Source organism: Gilvimarinus gilvus (assembly GCF_030518155.1).
GTDB lineage: Bacteria > Pseudomonadota > Gammaproteobacteria > Pseudomonadales > Cellvibrionaceae > Gilvimarinus > Gilvimarinus gilvus.
The window spans coordinates 76,462-98,625 of sequence record NZ_JAULRU010000797.1 but is presented as its reverse complement, the minus strand read 5'-3'; the positions used below and the strand labels follow the sequence as shown (position 1 = coordinate 98,625).

At 50.3% G+C, this 22,164-nt stretch carries 17 protein-coding genes; 13 read left to right on the top strand and 4 right to left on the bottom strand.

What is annotated here, in order from left to right; all coding sequences use genetic code 11:
* Positions 1–216: 216 nt before the first annotated feature.
* From purL to katG, 4 genes are all read left to right on the top strand, one after another.
* Complete coding sequence (gene purL, locus QWI17_RS20605; protein ID WP_302724410.1) at positions 217–4,089, top strand: phosphoribosylformylglycinamidine synthase; 3,873 nt, start codon at positions 217–219, stop codon at positions 4,087–4,089.
* A 183-nt stretch (positions 4,090–4,272) separates the two neighbouring features.
* The gene (locus QWI17_RS20600; RefSeq protein WP_302724409.1) at positions 4,273–4,530 is read left to right on the top strand and encodes a hypothetical protein; all 258 of its coding nucleotides are present in this window, start codon (positions 4,273–4,275) and stop codon (positions 4,528–4,530) included.
* Positions 4,531–4,634: 104 nt separating this feature from the next.
* Positions 4,635–5,501: a transporter substrate-binding domain-containing protein gene (locus QWI17_RS20595; protein ID WP_302724408.1), complete on the top strand. Its 867-nt coding sequence runs from the start codon at positions 4,635–4,637 to the stop codon at positions 5,499–5,501.
* Between the two features lie 348 nt (positions 5,502–5,849).
* Positions 5,850–8,063, top strand: coding sequence for a catalase/peroxidase HPI (katG, locus tag QWI17_RS20590; RefSeq protein WP_302724407.1), 2,214 nt, complete (start codon positions 5,850–5,852; stop codon positions 8,061–8,063).
* 93 nt (positions 8,064–8,156) lie between these two features.
* Here the strand turns inward: katG and QWI17_RS20585 are convergent, their stop codons facing one another.
* Genes QWI17_RS20585 through QWI17_RS20575 form a run of 3 tightly spaced genes read right to left on the bottom strand, consistent with a single transcriptional unit; the run spans position 8,157 to position 11,515 of the window.
* Positions 8,157–9,092 (bottom strand): glucosaminidase domain-containing protein, encoded by a 936-nt coding sequence (locus QWI17_RS20585; RefSeq protein ID WP_302724406.1) that lies wholly within the window; start codon positions 9,090–9,092, stop codon positions 8,157–8,159.
* 27 nt (positions 9,093–9,119) lie between these two features.
* A complete protein-coding gene (locus tag QWI17_RS20580; protein ID WP_302724405.1) occupies positions 9,120–10,640 on the bottom strand; it encodes a S41 family peptidase in 1,521 nt (506 codons plus the stop codon).
* Entirely contained in the window at positions 10,637–11,515 is an 879-nt protein-coding gene (locus QWI17_RS20575) for an ion transporter (protein ID WP_302724404.1), read from the bottom strand. The genes QWI17_RS20580 and QWI17_RS20575 overlap by 4 nt, the downstream gene beginning before the upstream one ends.
* Before the next feature lie 736 nt (positions 11,516–12,251).
* Here QWI17_RS20575 and QWI17_RS20570 point away from each other — a divergent pair.
* From QWI17_RS20570 to QWI17_RS20560, 3 genes are all read left to right on the top strand, one after another.
* Positions 12,252–12,875: a hypothetical protein gene (locus QWI17_RS20570; protein WP_302724403.1), complete on the top strand. Its 624-nt coding sequence runs from the start codon at positions 12,252–12,254 to the stop codon at positions 12,873–12,875.
* Positions 12,876–13,039: 164 nt separating this feature from the next.
* Positions 13,040–13,522 (top strand): GyrI-like domain-containing protein, encoded by a 483-nt coding sequence (locus QWI17_RS20565; RefSeq protein ID WP_302724402.1) that lies wholly within the window; start codon positions 13,040–13,042, stop codon positions 13,520–13,522.
* A gap of 100 nt (positions 13,523–13,622) precedes the next feature.
* Positions 13,623–14,114 carry a hypothetical protein gene (locus tag QWI17_RS20560; RefSeq protein WP_302724401.1) on the top strand — a complete coding sequence of 164 codons (492 nt, stop codon included), beginning with the start codon at positions 13,623–13,625 and terminating at the stop codon, positions 14,112–14,114.
* 614 nt (positions 14,115–14,728) lie between these two features.
* On the opposite strand, the gene QWI17_RS20555 is transcribed toward QWI17_RS20560, so the two are convergent.
* Positions 14,729–16,126, bottom strand: coding sequence for a methyl-accepting chemotaxis protein (locus QWI17_RS20555; RefSeq protein ID WP_302724400.1), 1,398 nt, complete (start codon positions 16,124–16,126; stop codon positions 14,729–14,731).
* A gap of 349 nt (positions 16,127–16,475) precedes the next feature.
* Here QWI17_RS20555 and QWI17_RS20550 point away from each other — a divergent pair, with 349 nt between their 5' ends.
* The 6 genes from QWI17_RS20550 to QWI17_RS20525 all read left to right on the top strand — a co-directional run bounded on the left by QWI17_RS20550 (position 16,476) and on the right by QWI17_RS20525 (position 22,021).
* On the top strand, positions 16,476–17,147 hold the full coding sequence (locus QWI17_RS20550; RefSeq protein WP_302724399.1) for a TMEM175 family protein: 672 nt from the start codon (positions 16,476–16,478) through the stop codon (positions 17,145–17,147).
* Positions 17,148–17,276: 129 nt separating this feature from the next.
* Positions 17,277–17,996 carry a hypothetical protein gene (locus tag QWI17_RS20545; RefSeq protein ID WP_302724398.1) on the top strand — a complete coding sequence of 240 codons (720 nt, stop codon included), beginning with the start codon at positions 17,277–17,279 and terminating at the stop codon, positions 17,994–17,996.
* A gap of 64 nt (positions 17,997–18,060) precedes the next feature.
* Entirely contained in the window at positions 18,061–18,747 is a 687-nt protein-coding gene (locus QWI17_RS20540) for a GOLPH3/VPS74 family protein (protein ID WP_302724397.1), read from the top strand.
* 100 nt (positions 18,748–18,847) lie between these two features.
* On the top strand, positions 18,848–19,057 hold the full coding sequence (locus tag QWI17_RS20535; RefSeq protein WP_302724396.1) for a hypothetical protein: 210 nt from the start codon (positions 18,848–18,850) through the stop codon (positions 19,055–19,057).
* A 127-nt stretch (positions 19,058–19,184) separates the two neighbouring features.
* The gene (locus tag QWI17_RS20530) at positions 19,185–19,535 is read left to right on the top strand and encodes a GNAT family N-acetyltransferase (RefSeq protein ID WP_302724395.1); all 351 of its coding nucleotides are present in this window, start codon (positions 19,185–19,187) and stop codon (positions 19,533–19,535) included.
* A 515-nt stretch (positions 19,536–20,050) separates the two neighbouring features.
* Positions 20,051–22,021, top strand: coding sequence for an alpha/beta hydrolase family protein (locus tag QWI17_RS20525; RefSeq protein WP_302724394.1), 1,971 nt, complete (start codon positions 20,051–20,053; stop codon positions 22,019–22,021).
* Positions 22,022–22,164 lie beyond the last annotated feature (143 nt).

The following is a 22,164-nucleotide window of genomic DNA, read 5'->3' as shown; positions in this document are numbered from 1 at the left end:
GCCTCACAATTGACCTAATTTGGTTATGGTGGCGCGCCATCTAGACTCGAGATTGGGCAAAAAGTGCAGTATTTGTTCGGATGCAGCTGCCAATATAGGCCAATTGAAGTACAATACCGGCCCTCTCAAGACCGCCTCAAAATAGACCCGACAATGGATCAGAGGCGGCACAACGTGTACACAACACCACCCGCAAGCTTGAGGTTGCTACTCACTATGCAGATATTGCCCGGTGCACCCGCACTTTCACCATTTCGAACTCAAAAACTGCTTGCCAGCCTACAAGCTGTGGCCCCTGGCGTTTCCGGAGTTGCCGCCGAGTTTACCCACTTTGCCGACCTGTCTGCGCCTCTCAGTGAGGCGGAGTTACACGTTTTGGCCAAGCTGCTGACGTATGGACCTCGCATGGATGAGGTTTCTCACTCTGGCGAGTTGTTTTTGGTGGTGCCGCGTTTTGGCACCATATCGCCGTGGTCGTCCAAGGCGTCAGATATCGCACAAAACTGCGGCTTAAACGCGGTAAAACGCATTGAACGAGGTGTGAGCTACCACGTGCAAGGCGAGATAAAGGCCGAAGAGCGCACCGCCGTTGTTGCCCTTTTACACGACCGCATGGTGGAAACGGTACTCAGCGATTTGGATCAGGCTGCGGGCCTGTTTGAGCACGCCGAACCTGCCGCCCAAACCACCGTCGATGTGATAGGCGGTGGTCGCGACGCTCTGGCAAGCGCCAACCGCGAGCTGGGCTTGGCACTGGCCGATGATGAAGTTGATTACCTGGTCGAGAACTTTCAAAAGCTCGGCCGCAACCCGGTTGATGTTGAGTTGATGATGTTTGCCCAGGCCAACTCGGAGCACTGTCGTCACAAAATCTTTAATGCCAGCTGGACGTTGGACGGCGAAGAGCAGCCGCGCAGCTTGTTTAAGATGATTAAGAACACCTTCGAATGCAACGGCGAGAACGTCCTGTCTGCCTACGCTGACAATGCGGCGGTTGTGAGTGGGCCTGAAGCGGGCCGCTTCTACCCCGATCCGGAAACGGGCGAGTACCACTACAGCTCAGAGAACATCAATTTGCTGATGAAGGTGGAAACTCATAACCACCCCACGGCGATTTCTCCTTTTGCCGGGGCAGGTACCGGCGCCGGCGGCGAGATCCGTGACGAAGGCGCAGTAGGGCGAGGCTCCAAGCCAAAAGTTGGGCTGACCGGCTTTACCGTCTCTAACTTGAATATTCCTTCCTTTATACAGCCATGGGAGCAGGACTACGGCAAGCCTGGGCGCATTGTCAGCGCCCTGGATATTATGCTCGATGGTCCTATCGGTGGCGCGGCCTTTAATAATGAGTTTGGTCGCCCCAATATTTGCGGTTACTTCCGGACCTTTGAAGAAGATTACGACGGCGAGCGCCGCGGCTACCACAAGCCGATCATGCTGGCCGGTGGTTACGGTAATATTCGTACCGAACATGTCGATAAGCCGCCTTTCGAGGCAGGCTGTAAGTTGGTTGTACTCGGTGGCCCGGCGATGTTGATTGGCCTGGGGGGCGGAGCGGCATCTTCCATGGACTCTGGCAGCTCATCGGAAGATCTGGACTTTGCTTCGGTGCAGCGCCAAAACCCTGAAATTGAGCGTCGCTGTCAGGAAGTTATCGACCGCTGCTGGCAGCTGGGCGAGCACAACCCAATTGCCTTTATTCACGATGTGGGCGCCGGTGGTTTATCCAATGCATTCCCGGAGCTGGTAAAAGACGGTGGCTGTGGCGGTAGCTTTGAATTGCGTGATGTACCTAACGATGAGCCCAGCATGAGCCCGCTGGCTATTTGGTGTAACGAATCGCAAGAGCGTTACGTACTGGCCATTGCACCAGAGAATTTAGCCCGCTTTGAAGCCATGTGCAGCCGTGAGCGCGCCCCATACGCCGTTGTGGGCGAGAGCACCAGCGAGCAACACCTGTTGGTCAACGACAAGCATTTTGATTCGAAACCTGTTGATCTGCCGATGTCTTTGCTGTTTGGTAAAGCGCCTAAAATGCACCGCGAAGCGAAGCGTTACACGCCGGCGACCGAAGAGTTCACTACCACCGACATTCATATTAACGAAGCGGCTGAGCGTGTTTTAAAACACCCAACCGTTGCCAGTAAGAATTTTTTGATTACCATCGGAGATCGCTCGGTAACCGGTCAGGTGGCGCGCGATCAAATGGTCGGTCCCTGGCAAATTCCTGTCGCAGATTGCGCTATTACCACGGTCAGTTACGACTCCAATATGGGGGAGGCGATGAGCATTGGTGAGCGCACACCTACAGCGCTGCTCAATGCCCCGGCCTCAGGCCGTATGGCGATCGGCGAGGCAATTACCAATATCGCCTGCGCCCCCATTGCCGACATCAAAGACATAAAGCTGTCGGCTAACTGGATGTGTGCGGCCGGTCATAAGGGCGAAGACGAAAAGCTCTACCGCACCGTCGAAGCGGTGGGTATGGAGCTGTGCCCGGCGCTGGGTATTACCATTCCGGTTGGCAAGGACTCCATGTCGATGCGCACCGCCTGGCAAGAGGACGGCAACGACAAGGCCGTCACTGCGCCTTTGTCACTGGTTATTACCGCCTTCTCGCCCGTTAGCGATGTACGTCAGGCGGTTACTCCGCAGTTGCGCACCGACCTCGGTGAAACTGAGTTGCTGTTGGTAGACCTGGGGGCTGGCCAGAATCGTTTGGGCGGTTCAATCTTGGCGCAAACCTACAACCAGTTGGGTGAAACCCCGCCCGATGTTGATGACGCCGTCTTGCTGAAAGGCTTCTTCACCGTCATGCAAAAAGCATTGGCGGACGGCCTGGTGCTGGCCTATCACGACCGCTCCGACGGTGGCTTGTTTGCGACATTAGCTGAGATGGCTTTTGCCGGTCACTGCGGCCTGGATGTGGACATCAACGCACTGGGCGACTGCCCACTGACAGCCCTGTTTAACGAAGAGTTGGGCGCGGTACTGCAAGTTAAAAAGAACCATGTAGCCGCCATCAAAGCGCTGTTTGCCGATGCCGGCCTCGCCGACTGTACCCACAGCTTGGGGGTGGTTAACGACGACGACTGGTTGCGTGTATCGCTGAGCGGCGAGCTGGTATTCGATCAGTCGCGCGTGATTTTACAAAGCCTGTGGAGTGAAACCAGCTTTCAGATGCAATCACTGCGCGACAATCCCGACTGCGCTCGTCAGGAGTTTGAAGGCATAATGGCGGCCGACCCCGGCCTGTCGGTTAAACTTTCCTACGATCAAAATCATGATGTGGCGGCACCGTATATAAGTGCAGGCACACGTCCTCGTTTGGCGGTACTGCGCGAGCAGGGTGTTAACGGTCATGTCGAAATGGCTGCGGCCTTTGACCGCGCCGGCTTTAACGCCGTGGATGTGCACATGAGTGATTTGCTCACCGGTCGGGTTAACCTCGATACCTTTAAAGGGCTGGTTTCCTGTGGCGGCTTTTCCTACGGTGACGTACTCGGTGCCGGTGAGGGCTGGGCCAAGACGGTATTGTTTAACGCTCAGGTGCGCGATCAGTTTGAGCAATTTTTTAACCGCGCTGATACTTTCAGCCTGGGCGTGTGCAACGGTTGTCAGATGATGTCTAATCTTAAAGATTTGATACCCGGCGCTGACCATTGGCCGCGCTTTGTGCGCAACCTATCCGAGCAGTTTGAGGCGCGCTACTCCCTGGTGCAAATTCAGGAATCGCCCTCTGTGTTGTTCAGCGGAATGGCCGGCTCCCATATGCCGGTAGCGGTCGCTCACGGCGAAGGTCGCGCCGAGTTTGTTGATGAGGCGGCGCTTAACAGCTGCGACAGCAGCGGTATGGTGGCGATGCGCTACCTCGACAATAACCTGGCGGCGACCGAGCAGTACCCGTCCAACCCGAATGGCTCACCGCGCGGCATTACCAGTGTGACCAGTCAGGATGGGCGCGCAACGATTATGATGCCGCACCCGGAGCGGGTGTTCCGTACCGTGACCAACTCCTGGCACCCTGATAATTGGCAGGAAGATGGCGCATGGTTGCGTTTGTTCCGCAATGCACGGGTGTTTGTTGGTTGATAGTGTTTTAATCTCGCAGATAAAAAAACGGGCCTTTGGTCCGTTTTTTTTTGCTCATTAGATCGCCAATTTCTGCATCGTATTGGTGATTTGGGTGATTTTTAAGCATTTAGCAGCTATTTGCGAAAGTTTTGCTAATCTTTATTGAGACTTTCTAAAGTTCCTCGGCAGGTAGCAAGGCCTATGGGCTCAAAGCCATTTCACTTTAACCATCAGCCGCTGCGTAACGTGCTTTTATTGGTGTTATTGGTTAGCTTAACCATTAACGCAACCACACTTGTGCTAAGCCAGACGGTCTTTGGTCAGTGGCAGCACCTACCTCTGCACACTGTCGTAGAATCCACCGGTGCTCTGGTGGCCTTTTTTGTCGTCTATTTGCTGCTTGTAGCCGAGCGACATGACGGAAGATATAGTGCGCTACCAAATTGGTGGGTTCTGTGATTCTATTGGTAAGCCTTTTGAGCTGAAAGAGTAGATTGCCCGTATTCATAGAAACTTACCTCAGAGACTCCCTAACTTTGAGTCGACAAAGAGCGCGATTGCGTATGCAAAAAATAATACCAGTGTTGTTGTTATCTCTGTCGAGCCAAATTGCTTGGGGTGCAGATGTTTATAAATATTGGGACTGGGGAAATTCACCCGCACGAGAAAATTATGAGTACGCACTTCTAACGATGGCGCTGGAAGCGAGTGCTGAAACCTATGGCCCGTATACACTTGCAAGAGTCCGCAAAGAGTTAAGTACCAACCGCGTTCGTCGGGAAATCAATGCTGGTAACATTATTAATGTGCGCAGTGGTCCTTATCTTCGGCTAAGTAACATTGAGAACCCAGAGGAGGTGAACCTACCTGTCACCGTCCCCATAATGCAGAACCTACTTGGCTACCGACGTTTGGTAGTACACAAAGAAAATGTTGACACGCTCTCACATATTCGAAAACGCGACGACTTAACACAGTTCTCGGTCGGGTTGGCGCGAGGTTGGGTGGATGTTGATATATTTCGAGCGAATAATATTAAAGTTGATGACTCTGCGAACGTTGCCACCTTGATTGACATGTTGGAGCTTAAGCGTTTCGATTTTTTTCCGGCAAGCATCGTCGGGCTTGAGACAGTTTTAGATCGGGCAAGCGAACAAGGCGATCTCGTTGCTATACCTGATTTGGTGGTTGTCTACCCTTTTCCTGTTGTGTTTTACGTTCCGAAAGCTAAACCAAGGCTGGCAGAGCGCCTGCAATTTGGTTTGCAGGTCTTAACGGATAGCGGTGAGGTCGCTCAGTTGCTGCAGCGGCATTTCATACAGGAGCTAAACTACCTGCACAGTGAAAATGTACACTTTATTACGCTAAGTAACCCATTGTTACCTGGTGATCTGCAAATGTCGCATTTGCCTTTTTACCCGAAGGACTAGCAGTATATGATTGGCAAACTACGCTTGTCTATTCAACCGTCTCGTTTTGCTTGCCGATATGCGTTAGACGTTAACCTCAAATCCCGCAGATACATCTGATACTCATCATCCGTAACACATGGCTAAAGGCGGCCTGCAAAACCCATATTGGTGCCTTTGTTTCACATATGGTGTATGTATTGGCGGTAATATTTCTGTGGTATAGGTTTAGGCTATTAGGCCGGTAAGGAATTGAAATTTAACCAATGGATCAAATGAGACTATAGTTTCACAAAGCTAAAGTTAGCTGCATAAGTTCAAAGCCGAATTTATCCACAATTTCAGTCACAGTGATACAGGAGAATACACATGGGCGCGAATACCCCATCAGGCCAAGGCGGATGCCCCGTCATGCATGGCTCCAGAACTAAGTTGTCCGACGAACGAACGGGCAATGATCACTGGTGGCCCAATCAGCTAAATCTCAATATATTGCATCAGAATCATCCGGCCGCTAACCCGCTGGGCGAGGATTTTGACTATGCGGCGGAGTTCGCCAAACTCGATTTAGCCACAGTAAAGCAAGACATCGAAGCTTTGTTAAAAGACTCGCAAGAGTGGTGGCCGGCCGACTATGGCCACTACGGCCCGTTTATGATTCGTATGGCCTGGCACAGCGCGGGTACCTATCGTTTGGGTGATGGCCGCGGCGGCGCTCGCACCGGCACCCAGCGTTTTGCCCCACTGAATAGCTGGCCGGATAATGGCAATCTCGATAAAGCTCGACGCCTTTTGTGGCCGGTTAAGAAAAAGTACGGCAACAAGTTGTCGTGGGCGGACTTGATGATTCTGACCGGTAACGTCGCGCTGGAATCCATGGGCTTTAAAACCTTTGGTTTTGCCGGTGGGCGCGAAGACGTATATCAACCCGAGGAAGACATCTATTGGGGCGCAGAGAAAGAGTGGTTGGCGACCAGTGACAAGCCCGGTAGCCGTTACAGTGGCGACCGCGACCTGGAAAACCCGCTGGCCGCCGTGCAAATGGGACTGATATACGTCAACCCCGAAGGCCCGGACGGCAATCCTGATCCATTGGCCTCGGCCCGCGATATTCGTGAAACTTTTGGCCGCATGGCTATGAATGATTACGAAACCGTCGCCTTGACCGCTGGCGGCCACACCTTCGGTAAAACCCACGGTGCGGGAGATGCCGACTTGGTAGGGCCTGATCCGGAGGCAGCCCCAATCGAGCAAATGGGCTTCGGTTGGATCAGCTCCCACGGTAGCGGCAAAGGCCGTGACACCATTACCAGTGGCCTGGAAGGCGCATGGACACCTAACCCCACACAGTGGGACATGGGTTACTTTGATGTGTTATTTGGCTACGACTGGGAGCTGGGTAAAAGCCCCGCCGGTGCAAATATTTGGGTGGCGAAAGGTTTAGCCGAGAAGGATCACGCGCCAGATGCGGAAGATGCCAGCAAACGTGTGGGTATTATGATGTCCACCGCGGACATGGCCATGCGTGAAGACCCTGAGTATCGCAAAATTTCCGAGCACTTTCACAACAACCCGGATGAGTTTGCCGATGCATTTGCCCGCGCGTGGTTTAAATTAACGCACCGCGACTTGGGCCCCAAAGTTCGCTATGTTGGCCCCGAAGTGCCGGCGGAAGATCTTATTTGGCAAGACCCGGTACCGCCGCTGGATCACGATTTAGTGACCGACGCCGACGTGGCTCAGCTCAAACAAAAGATTTTGACCTCCGGTTTGACTGTGGCGGAGCTTGTGTACACCGCGTGGTCATCAGCGTCTACTTTTCGCGGCTCAGATTTTCGCGGCGGCGCTAACGGTGCGCGTATTCGACTTGCGCCGCAAAAAGATTGGGCCGTCAATCAGCCCGATCAGTTGGTCAAAGTGTTAAGTGTGCTCGACGCAATTCAAGCAGAATTTAACGCAGGCAGCAAAAAGGTCTCGATGGCGGATTTGATTGTGCTCGGCGGCAATGCGGCCATTGAAAAAGCGGCGCAAGAGGGCGGCTTTGACATCTGTGTGCCTTTCAGTCCGGGGCGAACCGATACCACTGACGAGTTGACCGATGCCGAATCATTTGAGCCGCTGGAGCCAGAAGCCGACGGCTTCCGCAACTACAGCCGCACCCGCTTCACCACATCGCCAGAAGAGATGTTGGTGGATAAGGCGCAGCTGCTGGGTTTGAGTGCTCCACAAATGACCGTGCTGGTAGGTGGGTTGCGTGTGTTGGGCGCTAACTATCAGGGTGTCACGCACGGCGTGTTTACCGATAAACCGGGTGTGTTAAGCAACGACTTTTTCGTTAACCTGACAGATGCGAACACTCAGTGGAAGCCGAGTGGTGAAGAAGGGATTTACGAAGGACGCGATATAAGTTCAGACGCTGTTAAGTGGACCGGCACTCGGGTTGACTTGGTATTTGGTTCCAATTCGATTTTGCGTGCACTGGCTGAAGTTTACGCTCAGGATGACGCAGGTGAACGCTTTGTCGCTGAGTTTGTTAGTGCTTGGTGCAAAGTGATGAATGCTGACCGTTTTGATCTTAACTGAAAAAGCATCTTTAAAATCGTAGCAATTCAGTATCACAGTAAGAAATAAAACAAAGAAGGCGCCCTCGGGCGCCTTCTTTGTTCTGCTTTATGGCTAATGCGCTTCAGGTACCAAGACAATGGCCTCCATCTCTTTTAAGTAGGCCGCATCGGTTGTTTGCAGTTTGTTGTAACTGATAATACTGTGCAGGGTTTTGACATAAGCCTCACCACGCTCAGAATACTTAGTGAGCGTTGTCGCTGCATCCATTCCGGTAAAGGCCTGTCCGGCTTTGCGCTTTTCGGCACGCATATCGCGTAGAGCTTGATACGCCGGATGCGTATTGAGGTTGCGCGCGTGGGCCTGAACTGACTGCAGCGGACTGTCGAAAGCGGCAATTTTGTAATCGCCCATGCCGCTGCGCTGTTGCTCGGGTGTAATGCCGTCATCGCCCCACGTCCACTGACCAAACAAAGCGTTACCACTAAACGCGAAGCGGGAGGTTCCCCAGCCGCTTTCCTCGACCGCTTGGGCAATAATCAGCGACGTAGGCAATGCGTCAACTTTCACCAGTAGCTCGGCAATAACGTTACCGATTTGCGCAGGATCCCAGCTAGCGCGGTAATAGCCGCTAAGTTCCTCGAGCCACTTTAGTTGCTCACTGTCCAGCGAGCCGGATTTTCCCGCCAGTGTCTCCAGCTTGGCGCGATCCTGTAAAATCAACTCGTTGCTGCGCAACACCAGGGGGCCAAGGGTGCGAAAAAATATTTTTTTCTTCAGCTGAACCGTGATTTCTTTGCTGGTCTCTTTGCTCCACCTTTTGGGTATGGTGGCAATATATACACGCGGAACCGCTCGCTCGCCATCGCGCCAAAACGTTTCGGTGTAGTCTAGGCGTTCGAACAGCGCGAGTACTTCCTGGTAATTGTTTACCACCTTTTCTTGCCATTGTTTTTCACCGCCGCTGGCAATCTCGCCAGCGGCCAATGCAAAGTTAGAGGCACCTAAAAGTGTAAATATTGCTGTGAGTAAAATCATTAACCGTGTCATGGGGCTTCCTTGATAGTTGTTTGGGGCTCAATGCGAAAATTCATTGTCTAAAAACCAAGCTTGAAGTGATTGTGTGTCAAAAATATTGCCGGGGTATTCTTTATCCGGGCTGTAGGGCTCGTTGTCGTCGCGCAACCGTTTATTCCACTGCTTAATAGGCACGGAAAAACTGTAGGCCTCTTTGGCGTACTCGTGCCACATGGGGGCGACCTGGGTGTAAGCCGTGTCGGCATCGGAGGGTTCGCCCACGTGGATGACCCCGGGTATTTGTTTGAGTAAATCCATAAAGTCCAGGCAGGCGCTAATGCAGTAGCGATCCGTTACGACATAAATGTTACCCGGGTATTGCCACTGCGGGGGCGTTGCTTCCTCTGCTGCAGGCACGTCAATGTCTGTCCATTCAGATTGCCAGAAAAAGTCCTCGCCATTATCCAGTGCCAGTTTTAGACGCACCTGCAATTTTTGCAGGTGAGCCACCATACTGGAATCCTCCCCCTGATTGGCAAGCGCCTGTTGCAACAACCAGTCGTAGGACCAATACAGTTTCCAACTCGCTCTAAAGCGTGCATCCATACCCCCTGACGTGTGATTATATCGGCTGTGAATAAAGCGCATATTGTCTGTGCCGATGAGGGCCTGCAGAATTTCATTGCCGAAAGAAGAGCTACCGCCCTCATTGCCACGTAAGTCGAAAACAACCGAACCAGCTGAATTTAAGTTGCGTAAGTCGACTAACAGTTGCTGGTGGCCGCGTGCGGACTCCGGCGAATTGAGCTGAAAATCGGTTGTGTAAACCCAGTACGCGCTATCGCCTAGTGGCTCTAGCTTAGGCCGTGTGTATATAGGTGTACTGGCCCGGTGAATCGCCCGCGCATCTTGTTCAGTTCGGGGGCGCCATTCGACAGGGAAGGACTGCTCGCCCTTGGCGGTTTGAAAAACACACTGGTTGAGTGCGGGGCGGTCAAGTACGTGCAACATGTCCGTGGATTGGGTTAATCGCTTGGCGGCACTGTCTCTGGCATTCAATATCGACCAGCGTAGATCACTGAAGGGGGCGTAGTGCCGGCGCAAAAACTCATTGGCTTCAACGCCGTTGCAGGATACCAGCGTAGCACCAAGTGGCGGTATATGCGGTTCGTCCAAGCGGTGAATAACTTCATACCCGTGCTGGCTGGCGGCGAGTACCCACCCAGCCCAGCGCGTCTGCTGTGGAAACCACTTGAGGAAAATTGATTGGAACAGGTTTCCATCAAGGTGCTTGTCTTCAAACTGCGCCAGGTAAAACCTAAGCAGCGCATTCATATCCCGGCTGTTGTTAATCAAGGCCAATTTTTTTCGGGCTCGCTGGTAACTGTCGCGGCGAAGCTCAACAAAGCTGTCCGACAGGAGCATCGCCGGGTGCATCTCGGCGATGGACTCATGAACGAAGTTCAAGTGTTTGAGTGCGCGTGCCTTAGGAGATAAATACAGGAAATAGCAGATTATCAGAGCGATGGCAGCCAGCAGAATAAGCGTTAAAATACTGCCCGCCAAAGTCGATACTTTCATGTGTCGCTCTTTTTCTGTTGGCTGTGTAAGGCGCTACCGCAATAACGACAATGAACCGCATCGGCTTCGTGGCCTGTGCGCTCGCACCCGGTGCAAGTGCGGCTATAGCGCTCGCGGTGCATCTCTTGCGTTAACTCGGCGGTGAGAATACCGGTGGGTACGGCAATAATGGAGTAACCCGTTAACATGGCCATGGCGGAAATGATTTGGCCAATGGGTGTTTGTGGCACGATATCGCCGTAACCGACGGTGGTAATGGTAACAATCGTCCAATAAATACTGATGGGTATGCTGGTAAAACCGTTTTCGGGGCCTTCGACAATATACATAAGCGAGCCGAATATAACGGAAAGCACCAATACCGATGAAAAGAACACCAGAATCTTTCGCCGGGCCAACATCATAGTGCGCAGCAATAAGTTGGCTTCGGTTAAATAGCGGGCGAGCTTTAAAATTCGGAATACGCGCAGAACTCGCAGCAGTCTGAAAATAAGCAGATTGTTGGCCCCCGGAATAAAAAAGGCCAGGTAGGAGGGCAGTATGGAAAGCAAATCGACAATGCCGTAAAAGCTTTTGGCATATTCCATACGGCGCTCGGCGCAGTACAGTCGCGCGGCGTACTCCACCGTAAAAAACAAGGTAAAGACCCACTCAGCGCCGCGCAGCCAAGGCAGGTAGGCATTGGCAATCCACTCGACAGATTCCAGCATCAGTACCAACACACTGATGCAAATGGCCCAAATGAGAATAACGTCAAACAGTTTGCCGGCCGGGCTCTCCCAGCCGAAAATAATGCGGTTGAGTCGCTGCCTTAAAGTTTCGTCGCTGAGATTCAGCTGCTCGCCGGCGTTATCGTCCTGATTGGATTCGGTCATAAATGGCCAAAGCCCTCCCCATATTCGAGTGAATATGGGGATTGTACGATGGATTGGCGATTGCGTCATGGGGGGATGGATTACGCGGTGCGGTCTTTAGATTGTCTGTCTGGCATCAGGCTTCAGACGTCCGACTTCAGACAATTTATTTCCTTTTGCCCTCTATCGCCGGGCGGGCGAGCTACTTCTTTGGATGAGCAAAGAAGTAGCCAAGAAACTCACCCGCAACTGGCCCTTCGGGTTCCCTCGCTCTGGTTTATTTTAGCGGGCCGTATCGACAGGCCGTCCTTGGCCTGACGATACTTGCGCAAACGTCCTGTTTGCTTACCCGCTAAAATAAACCTCCGCTCGGCTCAGCTGTAATGGGGCGTTTGGTGCTCCGTAGCGTGGTTTGATCTTTTGCATCAGGCTTCAGACGTCCGACATCAGACGCTAACCCGTTGCCAAACGGGTTAGCCCATGGCACTCTTCTCCTAAAGTGTTTTGCAGGATAAGCTGAATCGCTTGGGGTTCGGTAATATCTGTAAATTTGACCATTTGGAAGGTATCTAGGCGCATCGGGAGTGGTGTAGGCACTTCCCTTTCTTTGGTTGACTCAAGTTTTAGATCTAAGTGGCACATGAATAATGAGTTGTAGGGGTACCCACTGAGTGGTTATATTTGGATATTTATGCCTATATGTAGGCACAGTGTCTATATGTGGCCATGCATTTTAATCAGCTGTTAGAGCGAATCTATGGCGATACAGGATTCAAGTCCGGAACGAAGGAATCTATTGCTGATTTCCCTGAGTTTTATTGTTTTCATTCTTGGTGGAGCATCTACTCCGACAGATGAAGTTCGCCTGCAGGTGATTTCTGTATCTTTTAGTCGCCCTGAAGTGTTGATTGTTATTGCCTGGCTGTTATTTTTTTGGTTTTTGTACAGATACTGGGTTGTAAATCGCTCAGTCTTTTCGAAGGAGTTCAGGGAAGAGATCAATCGTATGCGAGATAAACGTTTCTTTAGAAGTTTCATCGAAGACTCGATAGGCCACCCTCTAGCTCCACAAGTAGCAGTTAAACAACCCAAAGAAACAGGCATGATCATTGAGTGGTTACGATGGCATGAAGGTTGTTTGAAGGCATTCGTGATGGAAAAGGCTTTGAATAGACAAGATTTGGGGAGTATTCAAGGTCAAGGTCCTGTAGATGGAGGGTTGAGAGAAACAGTTAGCCTTAGTGGGTTCAAGGGTTGGTCCGTCGCATTGAGGTTAGTTGTTGCTTGCATCATAGAGCAACCGAGTTTTTCCAGTTACATCGCTCCCTATTTTTTGGCTTTGTTCGCGATCGTCCTTGGGGTGAACGAATATGTGCTCTAACAAAGGTAAGCACCCGAGCCAATCTTGTTCCGGCTTCGCCTCCACAAAATCGGCCGTGTGTTACCGGCGTTATCTTTCACCGAGGTTTGAACTATAAAAACTATTTTTAAGTGCGAATTTGATTGGCATTTCTACCTATTCAATACGAACAAGCGAGCGACACAATGAAACCAAAATTTGTAAATTTAGACTCTCTAAATATAGTTGGCGTTCAAGTGGCAGGGTCGCCAGCGGATGGAAGCTTCGGAAAAACATGGCCTGTACTATTTGAGCGTAACTCGGAATTACCTAGCAAGGTAGGAATGGATGTGGCTTATGGAGTTCAGTCCTACTCTAAAGAACTTATGAAGCAAGGGCAGTGGAAATATACTGCAGGCTTAGAAGTGAGTAAAACAGACAATATACCAGATGGTATGGAGTTGATTTCTGTTCCTTCAAATCAATATGCCGTATTCGAGTACAAGGGAGTTGTTGGTCCAGAGCTAGGTGAACTATTTCAGAACATTTACAAGCAATGGCTTCCAAACTCTGGGTACGAGCTTGCTGGAGAGTATGATTTTGAAAGGTATGATTCGCGTTTTAAAGGGCCAGCCAATCCTGAATCCGTACTAGACATATACGTACCTGTTAAAAAGCCTAGGATATAGCAAAATCATTCGAGTCAGAGTCGTTTAAGTTATTATCTTGTGTCATTCTCCGATGTGTTAATGATGAGGTTCAGGGGTTGGGTCCTGTGATGGATTAAGAGTGATGCTCTTTATCGGAGTATTAGGTTATATGAAGGTTTTGGTGTTTCTTCTTGTGTGTGCTATCTCTCATTCCGTAAGCGCTTGGGAGTGCGGCAAGTATGATCGAGATAAATTCTCATTGGAAACTCACTATGAATACGCTACTGAAATATTCTTTGGCAAGGTTTTAGAAGGTAGGGTCAACAAATCAAAGAAGTATGAGAGCGATATGGAGTTCATTGTTGAGCCCACACTCGTGTTGAAAGGAAATTTGAAGACTCCGGTAAAGCTAACCACTTACAGCACTCCACCATATGACCCCGTTGCTTTGGGTTATAGTTATCTCATCTTTTTGTACGGATCGAACAAGGTTGACTATTGTGGTGTGTTCATTGAAACCACAGATGTTGATAGCAGGGAAGAGTTTGTCGATTTGTCAAAACGAAAGGACGTGTATTATGCGGAGTATATCCGTCAAATACTTGCGATCTACGAATCTAAAAATAAATAATGTCATTTGGCAATGACGCTGCATGCTGGCGATTTAGAGTGTTTATACAGGCGTCGATTACAACGCTTGTTTGACTAAGGCTGTGTAATCAGTGGAAGGTATTTGAATGCGGCATAAATACACCTTACATGGAAAATCCTGGGCGGTTCTACTATCAATAATGCTTTGCTCTTCGTCACCGTTTGCCTGAGGAATGCGGGGCAGGCCTTACATTTCACATCAAAGTGTAAGGCTTTAGGCTGCTGCGAAGTTCCGTCGTAAGCTTCCCCGTAGAGCCAGCTGAACGGAGGCCTGCTTTTTGGGGGTACGCGCACAGGACGTGCGCACAAGCATCGTCTGGCCAGGATGGCCTGTCGATGCGGCCCGCAAAAACAGGCTGGAGAGAGGGAACCCGAAGGGCGGGATCTCCGGGGTGAGTTTCTTGGCTACTTCTTTGCTCACCAAAGAAGTAGCTCGCCCGCCCGGCGAAACGGACCTATTATAGGAAATCAAGGGCTCTCACACACCAAATACTCATAGGTGTATCAAGCATCTACCGACTATGCCATCGCCTGCGCTTGTGAGTTAATCCCAAGAAAAGTCTCTGATTCGCAACAGCACCAATGACCAGCCAATCAGGAAGTAAGCGTCGAAAGCCTAAGATCAGCACCCAGCACACGCACTAACTCGCCCCGATCATCGAGAACGGGTACCGCCACGGTAAAACAAAAGGCTTCGGTCGCTGCCGAGCGGTAGACGTCGGTGATGTGGGGTTGTTTGCTTTCCAGCACGGCTTTAAACCAGTGGCGTTGCCGCCAGTCTTTGCCGCGCGCCTGAGTGCCGTCCAGGTGGTTTAGGTCTTGAGCGAAGCAGTTGGCGGTTAGTTGTTTGCCTTCGCGCCCCACCAGGTAGAGTAGTTCAAACCGTTTGTCCTTAGCCAGGGCTTGCTCTAGCTCGCGCTCCACCTGCGCATCTGAGCCGGCACGTAAGGCCGGCTGCTGCGCTAGGCGAACCACGGCCTCGCGCGCCTGCTTGTGCAAAACCAGGTGAAAGCCGCCAAGCCCCTCCAGAAGGTGGTTACTTTGGTCGTGAATCGCGGCGCTGGTTTCACCCATTTGCTCGGCATTGTTTAACAGTTCACCGGCCGCGTCGGCGACGGTGTGTACGTCGCTGTTCATCGCTGATACGGCTGCACCAATTTGTTCGGTGCCGGAGGCAATGGAGCTGACACGGGTATCCAGGTCGTCCATGGCCGAACGCGCTTTTCCCAGTTCTGTGCGCATTTGCTCCACGCCCGCCTCACCGGCTGACACCGCTTGCTGCATTTGGCTACCGGCATCCGTCAGTTGGGCCATATCAGCGCGAAACTGCTGAACGATGTCGGATACCTGGTTGGTGGATTCGGTTGCGTGTTGCGCGAGGCGGCGAACCTCCTCGGCCACGACGGCAAAGCCGGCGCCGTGAACCCCGGCGCGGGCGGCTTCAATGGCTGCGTTTAGCGACAGCAGGTTTGTCTGTTTGGATATCTCGGCGATTACGCCTATGACGTTGGTTACTTCTTCGAGCTGCGCCTGTAGGGTACCGATTGCACCTTCTAGGTCTTTTTCGCTGCGATTGATTGCGCCGAAGTGGCCCAGTGCCTGGTCGACGCCGGTCTCACACTGTCGCACCGAACCGGCGACTTCCCGCGATAGCCGGGCCATATCGTTGGCCCCCGGAACCAGCTCGGAAGCGAGTGTGGTGGAAACCTCTTCGCTGGTACTGGCGATGGTGTCAGCGGCCTGGCTCAAATCCCGCCCGGCGGTGGCGGTGCTTTCCGCCATATGGCCTAACACTGGCGCCTGGCCGGCGATGGTGACCGCTGCGGAAACACTATGCCCCAGCCGCTTCTGAAGCCGATCCATAAACTCATCGGCAAAGCGGCTGGTGGGATCGGACGCCTCAAGTCGCAGCGTCAGATCGCTGCCTTGCAGAATTTTCTGTAGCTCTCGCGCAGACTGATCGCGCCCCCAAGACCTTCCAAAGCTGCCCATAGCTCGGCTCTCCCGAATTCGAGTGATTGTCAGACAGTGAAGCAAAGCAATTAAAGTGCCATTGGCCGAAAGCCCCACGCCCGGGGCGCCATAACAAAAAGGCGAAAATTTAAGGGAGAGAAATGCGCCAACTTAGTGCGTCCGGCCCAAGTTTAGACCGACGAGATAACACAAGCGGCAATTGGAGAATGCCCACGCACTGAATGACCAGTAGGGTCGGAGTCATTGTAATTGTATAATCAACTGCTCTGACTCATGGATTCCTGAAGAGGTTCGAAAAATGCGATGGACTGAAGATACCCTTTTCTCATTGACTACCAAGAACGGATTTCGACTTCGTGGTGAAAGCATGACCCGAATCGAGGTTTTTTCAGATGCAGCATTTGCATTTGCAGTGACAATGCTTGTCATTTCACTGAGTACAATTCCGGAGAATTACGAAGAGCTATTGGCTGCAACCCGCAGGGTTCCGTCTTTTACAGCGAGTTTTGCTGTCATGATGTTAATTTGGGTCACTCATCGACGTTGGAGCCAGCGATTTGGGTTAGATGATGGTGTCTCGACATTTTTAACGCTGCTACTTGTATTGGTAGTTCTTATTTATGTGTATCCGCTCAAGTTGATAATGGATTTGATGTTCTATGCATTTTCTCAGAGCTTGTTTCCCAGCGATTTTCTGGTGTCCAATACTGCGCAGGTCGCGGTGCTTGTGGCAATATTTAGCGCCGGTTTTTTCCTAATAGCGTTAATCCAGTTGGGGCTTCACCTTAGGGTAGCGTCTAAAACGGACGAGCTGTGCTTGAACCAGCTGGAGCAGGTATTAATTAATAAAGAAATATTTGTGTGGGGTGGGCAGGCAATACTGGCATTTTTGGTGGTGCTAATGGCATTGATCTTCAGGTCCTCTCTAGGCTACCTAGCCGGAATTGTCTATAGCTTGACGCCTTTGATTTTTCTTTTGGCCTCACTGCGAACGAGAAGTGAATTACGCAATAATTTGTGTGAAGATATAGAAGAGTAAATATAAGACAAATAGATTCAGAGTCATTGAAATTGTGTGATTAATTACTCTGACACCGTTGATTGCATCGATTATAAAGATAAGTTGATAAAAAGGACTAAATTGATGATTTTGAAGTGCTACTTAAGGATGAGTGTTGTTTTGTTGCTTTTAGGGCTGTTAGGTTGTGCGCGTACTACAGTTCACATGCACGCAGCTGAGTTGTCCAAGGATGTTCGTGACAAGGTGAAAACCGATTTGGAAGCTAAAGGCTTCAAGGTGGCATTACGTGATAACGAGTATCCTTTCACCGAGAATGCCGTATTGTACTTTCCCCATGAGGGCATAGAGGAAGACCTCGATGCAATAGATGAGGTGCTGAATGAAAATGGTCTGGCCGCCAATCACCGTTTTACGATATACAAGGATAGGATTGGAAAACATGTTTACACGGCGGGGAATGTAGGGCTGTATTTGTTGCCAGAAGAAGTAAAACGATCCAGTGGTAAGACGAGTCGTGTACGCAGCGAGTTTCCAATAGACGAAACCGATGCGGAATTTATCAGTTCAAACTGTAATGTCGAATATGTATATGAGTTGCTTGAGGGGGATCGTGCACTGCTCAGCGACTTTAATCTCCCTGCGGGAAAATCAACGCTTGCACGCGCGACCTGGAGAGTCTCTGATAACTCCGTGATAATCGTCAGTGATGGTGAAGAATTTCGATATAGAAAAAGTACATTTCATCGTGAACATGCCAGCCAGTTTAGTGATTACAACGTTAGTTACCATATAGCTCTGGAACCGGAAGAATACTATCGAATTCCGTTTGGTTGTGCTTACAAGAGTACATTCACAGAATCCTTTTGACCCGTGAACTGTGAATGACGGGGAAGGATACGTAATAAAAGGACAGACAATTAGGTACATGGCCATGAACGATATTAACTTATTTTTATACGAAGAAATCATGCTGTTAGCCTTGCGTGACGAGGAAGGCACTATTGCGGCGAGCTTTGTTGAGCAGGTGATTGCCGGGGCTGTGTTGGCGGAGTTGTTGTTGGGTGGGCGTATTTCAGTAGGGGGTTCGAAAAAGCAGTTGGTGGATATCCATGATGCAACGCATGCCGGGGATCCGATTGTCGATGAGTGCTTGGATAAGATATCAGCGAGCAAGAAGCCGGCTTCTTTGCAGGCGTGGGTAACGCAGTTGGCGGGCTTAAAAGACCTTAGGCATCGGGTTGCTCAGCAACTGTGTGAGCGGGGCATTTTGCGAGCCGATCAGGATAAGGTGTTGTTTCTCTTTAAGCGCCGCATTTACCCTGAGATAAATTCAGTGCCCGAGAAAGCTATTATCGAGCGACTGCGAGCCGCTATCTTTTCTGATACTGCAGAGCTTGACCCGCGTACCGTGGTATTGATTTCCCTGGCCGACGGTTCGGATCTGCTCAATCAGACCTTTGGGCGTAAAGAGTTGAAGGGGCGGCAGGAGCGCATCAAGCAAATTGCCAACGGCGAACTCACCGGTAAAGCAACCAAAGACGTCATCACCGCGTGCCAAACCGCAGTGATGGTGGCCGCCATTATGCCTGCCATTGTTTCCACGACGGTTGTCTCCTAAACCGGGATGGTATTCCGCATTTCGGCGTTGTTGTTAGGGTTAAAGTGAAGTGCCAAAATTAGTTATCATCTTGGATAAATAATAAAATAGGGAGTAAATGATGAAAAATGATATTGCTAAGGCGATTAGTATTTCCTCTGTATGGATTTCAATCGCCATTATATTTGCATTCGGCATATTCGACTTCAATTGGACCGGTGGCTTTTCCATTATAATTATGACCACTATTTCCGTTTGTGTGCTGCTGGCCGCCTGGCTAAGTACAAGGTCTATCGTCGGCTCTGGCGATGGTGAAAAATCGGTCCAATAGCTTTGTGGCGTGTCGGCTGATTTTTATTCAAAAGTAGTGCGCTGCGTAAATTATTCAACCGCAGCGCTTGCTTACCCGAATTCAACCGGTACTTTGTTACACCTGCAAACGTATTACGAGTTATTCTATGGTCGAGCTTCGAAGCTTTCGAAAAGAAGATGCGAGGGATCTGGCGAAGAACGCGAACAATTCGCGCGTTGCGCAATTTCTCCCTGATGTATTCCCTTCGCCATATCCTGTCGAGGCCGCGCAATGGTGGGTTGCAGAGGGGTATCAACTTGGTGATGTCTTCAATCAAGCTATAATTATTGACGGCGAGTGCGCAGGGTCAATTGGTGTCACTTTCCTTGAAGGAGTATATAAGCACACGGCTAAACTCGGGTTTTGGCTTGGCGAACCCTATTGGGGAAAGGGCATAATGACAAAAACGGTTAACGAGTTCGTTTCACATGTTTTTGACGAGTTTAGTACAAAGTGAATATTCGCTCCCGTTGTTCAGAGCAATACCGGGTCAATCAGCGTCCTTCGAAAAACTGGATTTGTATGTGAGGGAGTGTTCAAAGAGAATGTCCATCTTCGGGGAAAGTTTCACGATGAGCACATTTACGCAAAATACTTGTAACTATATTCAGTGCGGGCATGGCATTTTTTCCGACTTTTATCTGCCCAAAATGCATTCGCGATGTGGAAAGTCATCTCAAGGGAGTAATTTGTAATGGAATATATTTATGGGGTGGTCGCAATAGTTGTCATATTCATCTGTCTGGAGGCAGTTGCTGGATTTCCCTCTCTAAGGTCTGAACAGGCAATAACAGCAATGTATATATGTTTCGAGAATATAAAAAGAACCACTACAAACCGGAAGGTGGCCAGATAGTAGGCGGGGTGACTTAGGGAAATTTTTCAAGTAGTCTCACGAGTGCTTTATCAGATAAATCTGCTGGCCTCAGCGAGCAGGACGAAATCAGGCAATTAAAGGAACTAATAATACCAATGGCAACGCTCAACCCACCTGTACACTTGCGCGCATTATTCTACGTATTCTTGATGGTCATATCTGCCAGGTCCTTTGCCGCACCTTCCCTTGAGGACTACGGCAATCTACCGGCCATTGATCACGTTGCTGTTTCGCCTGATGGCGAGCGTATTGCGTTCAGGAGGACTCTTGATGGCACGGATGCTGTATATGTTATTGCTATAGAAGACAATAAGTACATATCGGGCATAGACGTTTCCCGGGTGAAGCCCAGAGATATATATTTTCTTAATAATGAAAGCCTGTTTATTCTCGCCTCTGATCACAGGCGTATTTCTGGTTTTCGGGGGAAGCACGAAATAAGCACTGGCTATGTTCTGAATATCAAGGAAGATAAAATCCATCAATTGCTGAAGCCGGGGGATGGCGTTGTCTATCCCGGTCAAACCGGGCTTGGCCGGGTTGTTGGTGTTTCCCCTGATAGCCAGCATGTCTATATGCCGGCTTACTTTGGCAAAGCTCAAAAATTTAATGGTGGGGATTTGGACCCATCATTTAGTCTGCTGCGTGTTACCTTGGATGGTCTCCCGCGCGCCAGACTTCATCGCAATGGATCAAAAAACGCTATTGATTTTTTCGTTAGTCAGGCGGGGGAGCTGCTCGTTCTTGAGGAGTTCGATGATGAAAAGGACTTGCATACACTAACCGCCTTCTCCGAAGATGGAGATAAAATCATATTTCAGAACAGCACCCAATATATCACCCATAGCTTCGTTGGCTTGACGGCTGACGAGCGACATATTGTTATGGTGAACGAAGATAGTGATACAGGACGCTCTTCCTACTATTTGGTTTCCTTGGCCAATGGGGAAATCATCGGCCCTATGCATTCGCGCGAGGGTGCAAATATTATGGGCGTGGTAAGTAATATCCAGCGCGTCGTTCAAGGAGTGGTTTATTCCGGTTTCACGCCGACATATAAATTCTTCAACGAGAAACTGGATCAGCGAGTTAAAGTTATACAGGGGAATTTTCCTGAGCACAGTGTGTCTATTGCTAGCCACTCTCCCGATTGGAAGAATATTCTTGTGCTGGTCGAAGGGTCGCAATCGCCGGGTGATTACTATTTATTCTCAGAGGGCGAGCAGGCTCAGTTTATTACTACCCGTCGCCCCAATATTGAGCCAGAGAGTGTTAATCCCATCGCGAAAGTCACCTTCAAGGCTCGCGACGGCTTACCGATACCGACCCTCATTACCATTCCTCGGGACCGCATATCGGACATGACCAATCTACCAGCGGTCGTGATGCCCCATGGTGGTCCTGCCTCCTACGACAACATTGGCTTCAATTACTGGGCTCAGGCGTTGGCCTCACAAGGTTATATGGTCATTATGCCGCAATTCCGAGGCTCTTCAGGTTTTGGGTTAGAGCACGAGCTGGCGGGGCACGGGGAGTGGGGCGGGAAAATGCAGGACGACGTCACTGATGCTCTGAAGTTTGCGTTGGACAAGGGTATGGTGGATCCCGAACGAGTTTGCATTGTGGGTGCCAGTTATGGGGGTTATTCTGCCCTTGCGGGCGGTGCCTTTTCTCCTGATCTATACAAGTGTGTAGTGTCCATTAATGGTATTGGTGATTTAAAGGATTTTAGAAATTGGACTCGCAAGCGAGGTGGTAGATCTAGTGCATCCGTCGCTTATTGGGAAACTCAGATTGGGGGAGAGGAATATACGGATGAAATCGCAGAAGCTCGTTCACCTGCTCGCCATGCGAAAAATTTCCTGGCGCCCGTTTTACTGATTCATGCCGAGGACGATGAGATAGTAGATATTAGCCAATCCAAAGACATGAGGAAAGCTTTGACGAAGGCTGATAAAAATGTCACTTTTGTGGAGTTGGAAGGTGATGATCACTGGCTTTCAAACGGGGAGATGCGATTAAAGGCCCTAAAAGAGACCGTTAAATTTATTAACCAACATATTTGATCAAGGTGCTGCTGGCGCTCTAGTTGGCCCACATGCTGTGGGCTATACTCCAATACGAATCGATACATCATTAACAGAATAACCATCTATCGATGACCAATTTAACCGTTTCGGCGCAAAATTCATTATCGAATTACCTGCTC

Coding starts and splice junctions, on each gene's coding strand:
- purL (WP_302724410.1), top strand. CDS start 217: ATGCAGATATTGCCCGGTGCACCCGCACTTTCACCATTTCGAACTCAA.
- QWI17_RS20585 (WP_302724406.1), bottom strand. CDS start 9,092: ATGACACGGTTAATGATTTTACTCACAGCAATATTTACACTTTTAGGT.
- QWI17_RS20565 (WP_302724402.1), top strand. CDS start 13,040: ATGAAACCAAAATTTGTAAATTTAGACTCTCTAAATATAGTTGGCGTT.
- QWI17_RS20540 (WP_302724397.1), top strand. CDS start 18,061: ATGAACGATATTAACTTATTTTTATACGAAGAAATCATGCTGTTAGCC.
- QWI17_RS20570 (WP_302724403.1), top strand. CDS start 12,252: ATGGCGATACAGGATTCAAGTCCGGAACGAAGGAATCTATTGCTGATT.
- QWI17_RS20535 (WP_302724396.1), top strand. CDS start 18,848: ATGAAAAATGATATTGCTAAGGCGATTAGTATTTCCTCTGTATGGATT.
- QWI17_RS20580 (WP_302724405.1), bottom strand. CDS start 10,640: ATGAAAGTATCGACTTTGGCGGGCAGTATTTTAACGCTTATTCTGCTG.
- QWI17_RS20575 (WP_302724404.1), bottom strand. CDS start 11,515: ATGACCGAATCCAATCAGGACGATAACGCCGGCGAGCAGCTGAATCTC.
- QWI17_RS20600 (WP_302724409.1), top strand. CDS start 4,273: ATGGGCTCAAAGCCATTTCACTTTAACCATCAGCCGCTGCGTAACGTG.
- QWI17_RS20595 (WP_302724408.1), top strand. CDS start 4,635: ATGCAAAAAATAATACCAGTGTTGTTGTTATCTCTGTCGAGCCAAATT.
- QWI17_RS20525 (WP_302724394.1), top strand. CDS start 20,051: ATGGCAACGCTCAACCCACCTGTACACTTGCGCGCATTATTCTACGTA.
- QWI17_RS20550 (WP_302724399.1), top strand. CDS start 16,476: ATGACCCGAATCGAGGTTTTTTCAGATGCAGCATTTGCATTTGCAGTG.
- QWI17_RS20530 (WP_302724395.1), top strand. CDS start 19,185: ATGGTCGAGCTTCGAAGCTTTCGAAAAGAAGATGCGAGGGATCTGGCG.
- katG (WP_302724407.1), top strand. CDS start 5,850: ATGGGCGCGAATACCCCATCAGGCCAAGGCGGATGCCCCGTCATGCAT.
- QWI17_RS20545 (WP_302724398.1), top strand. CDS start 17,277: ATGAGTGTTGTTTTGTTGCTTTTAGGGCTGTTAGGTTGTGCGCGTACT.
- QWI17_RS20555 (WP_302724400.1), bottom strand. CDS start 16,126: ATGGGCAGCTTTGGAAGGTCTTGGGGGCGCGATCAGTCTGCGCGAGAG.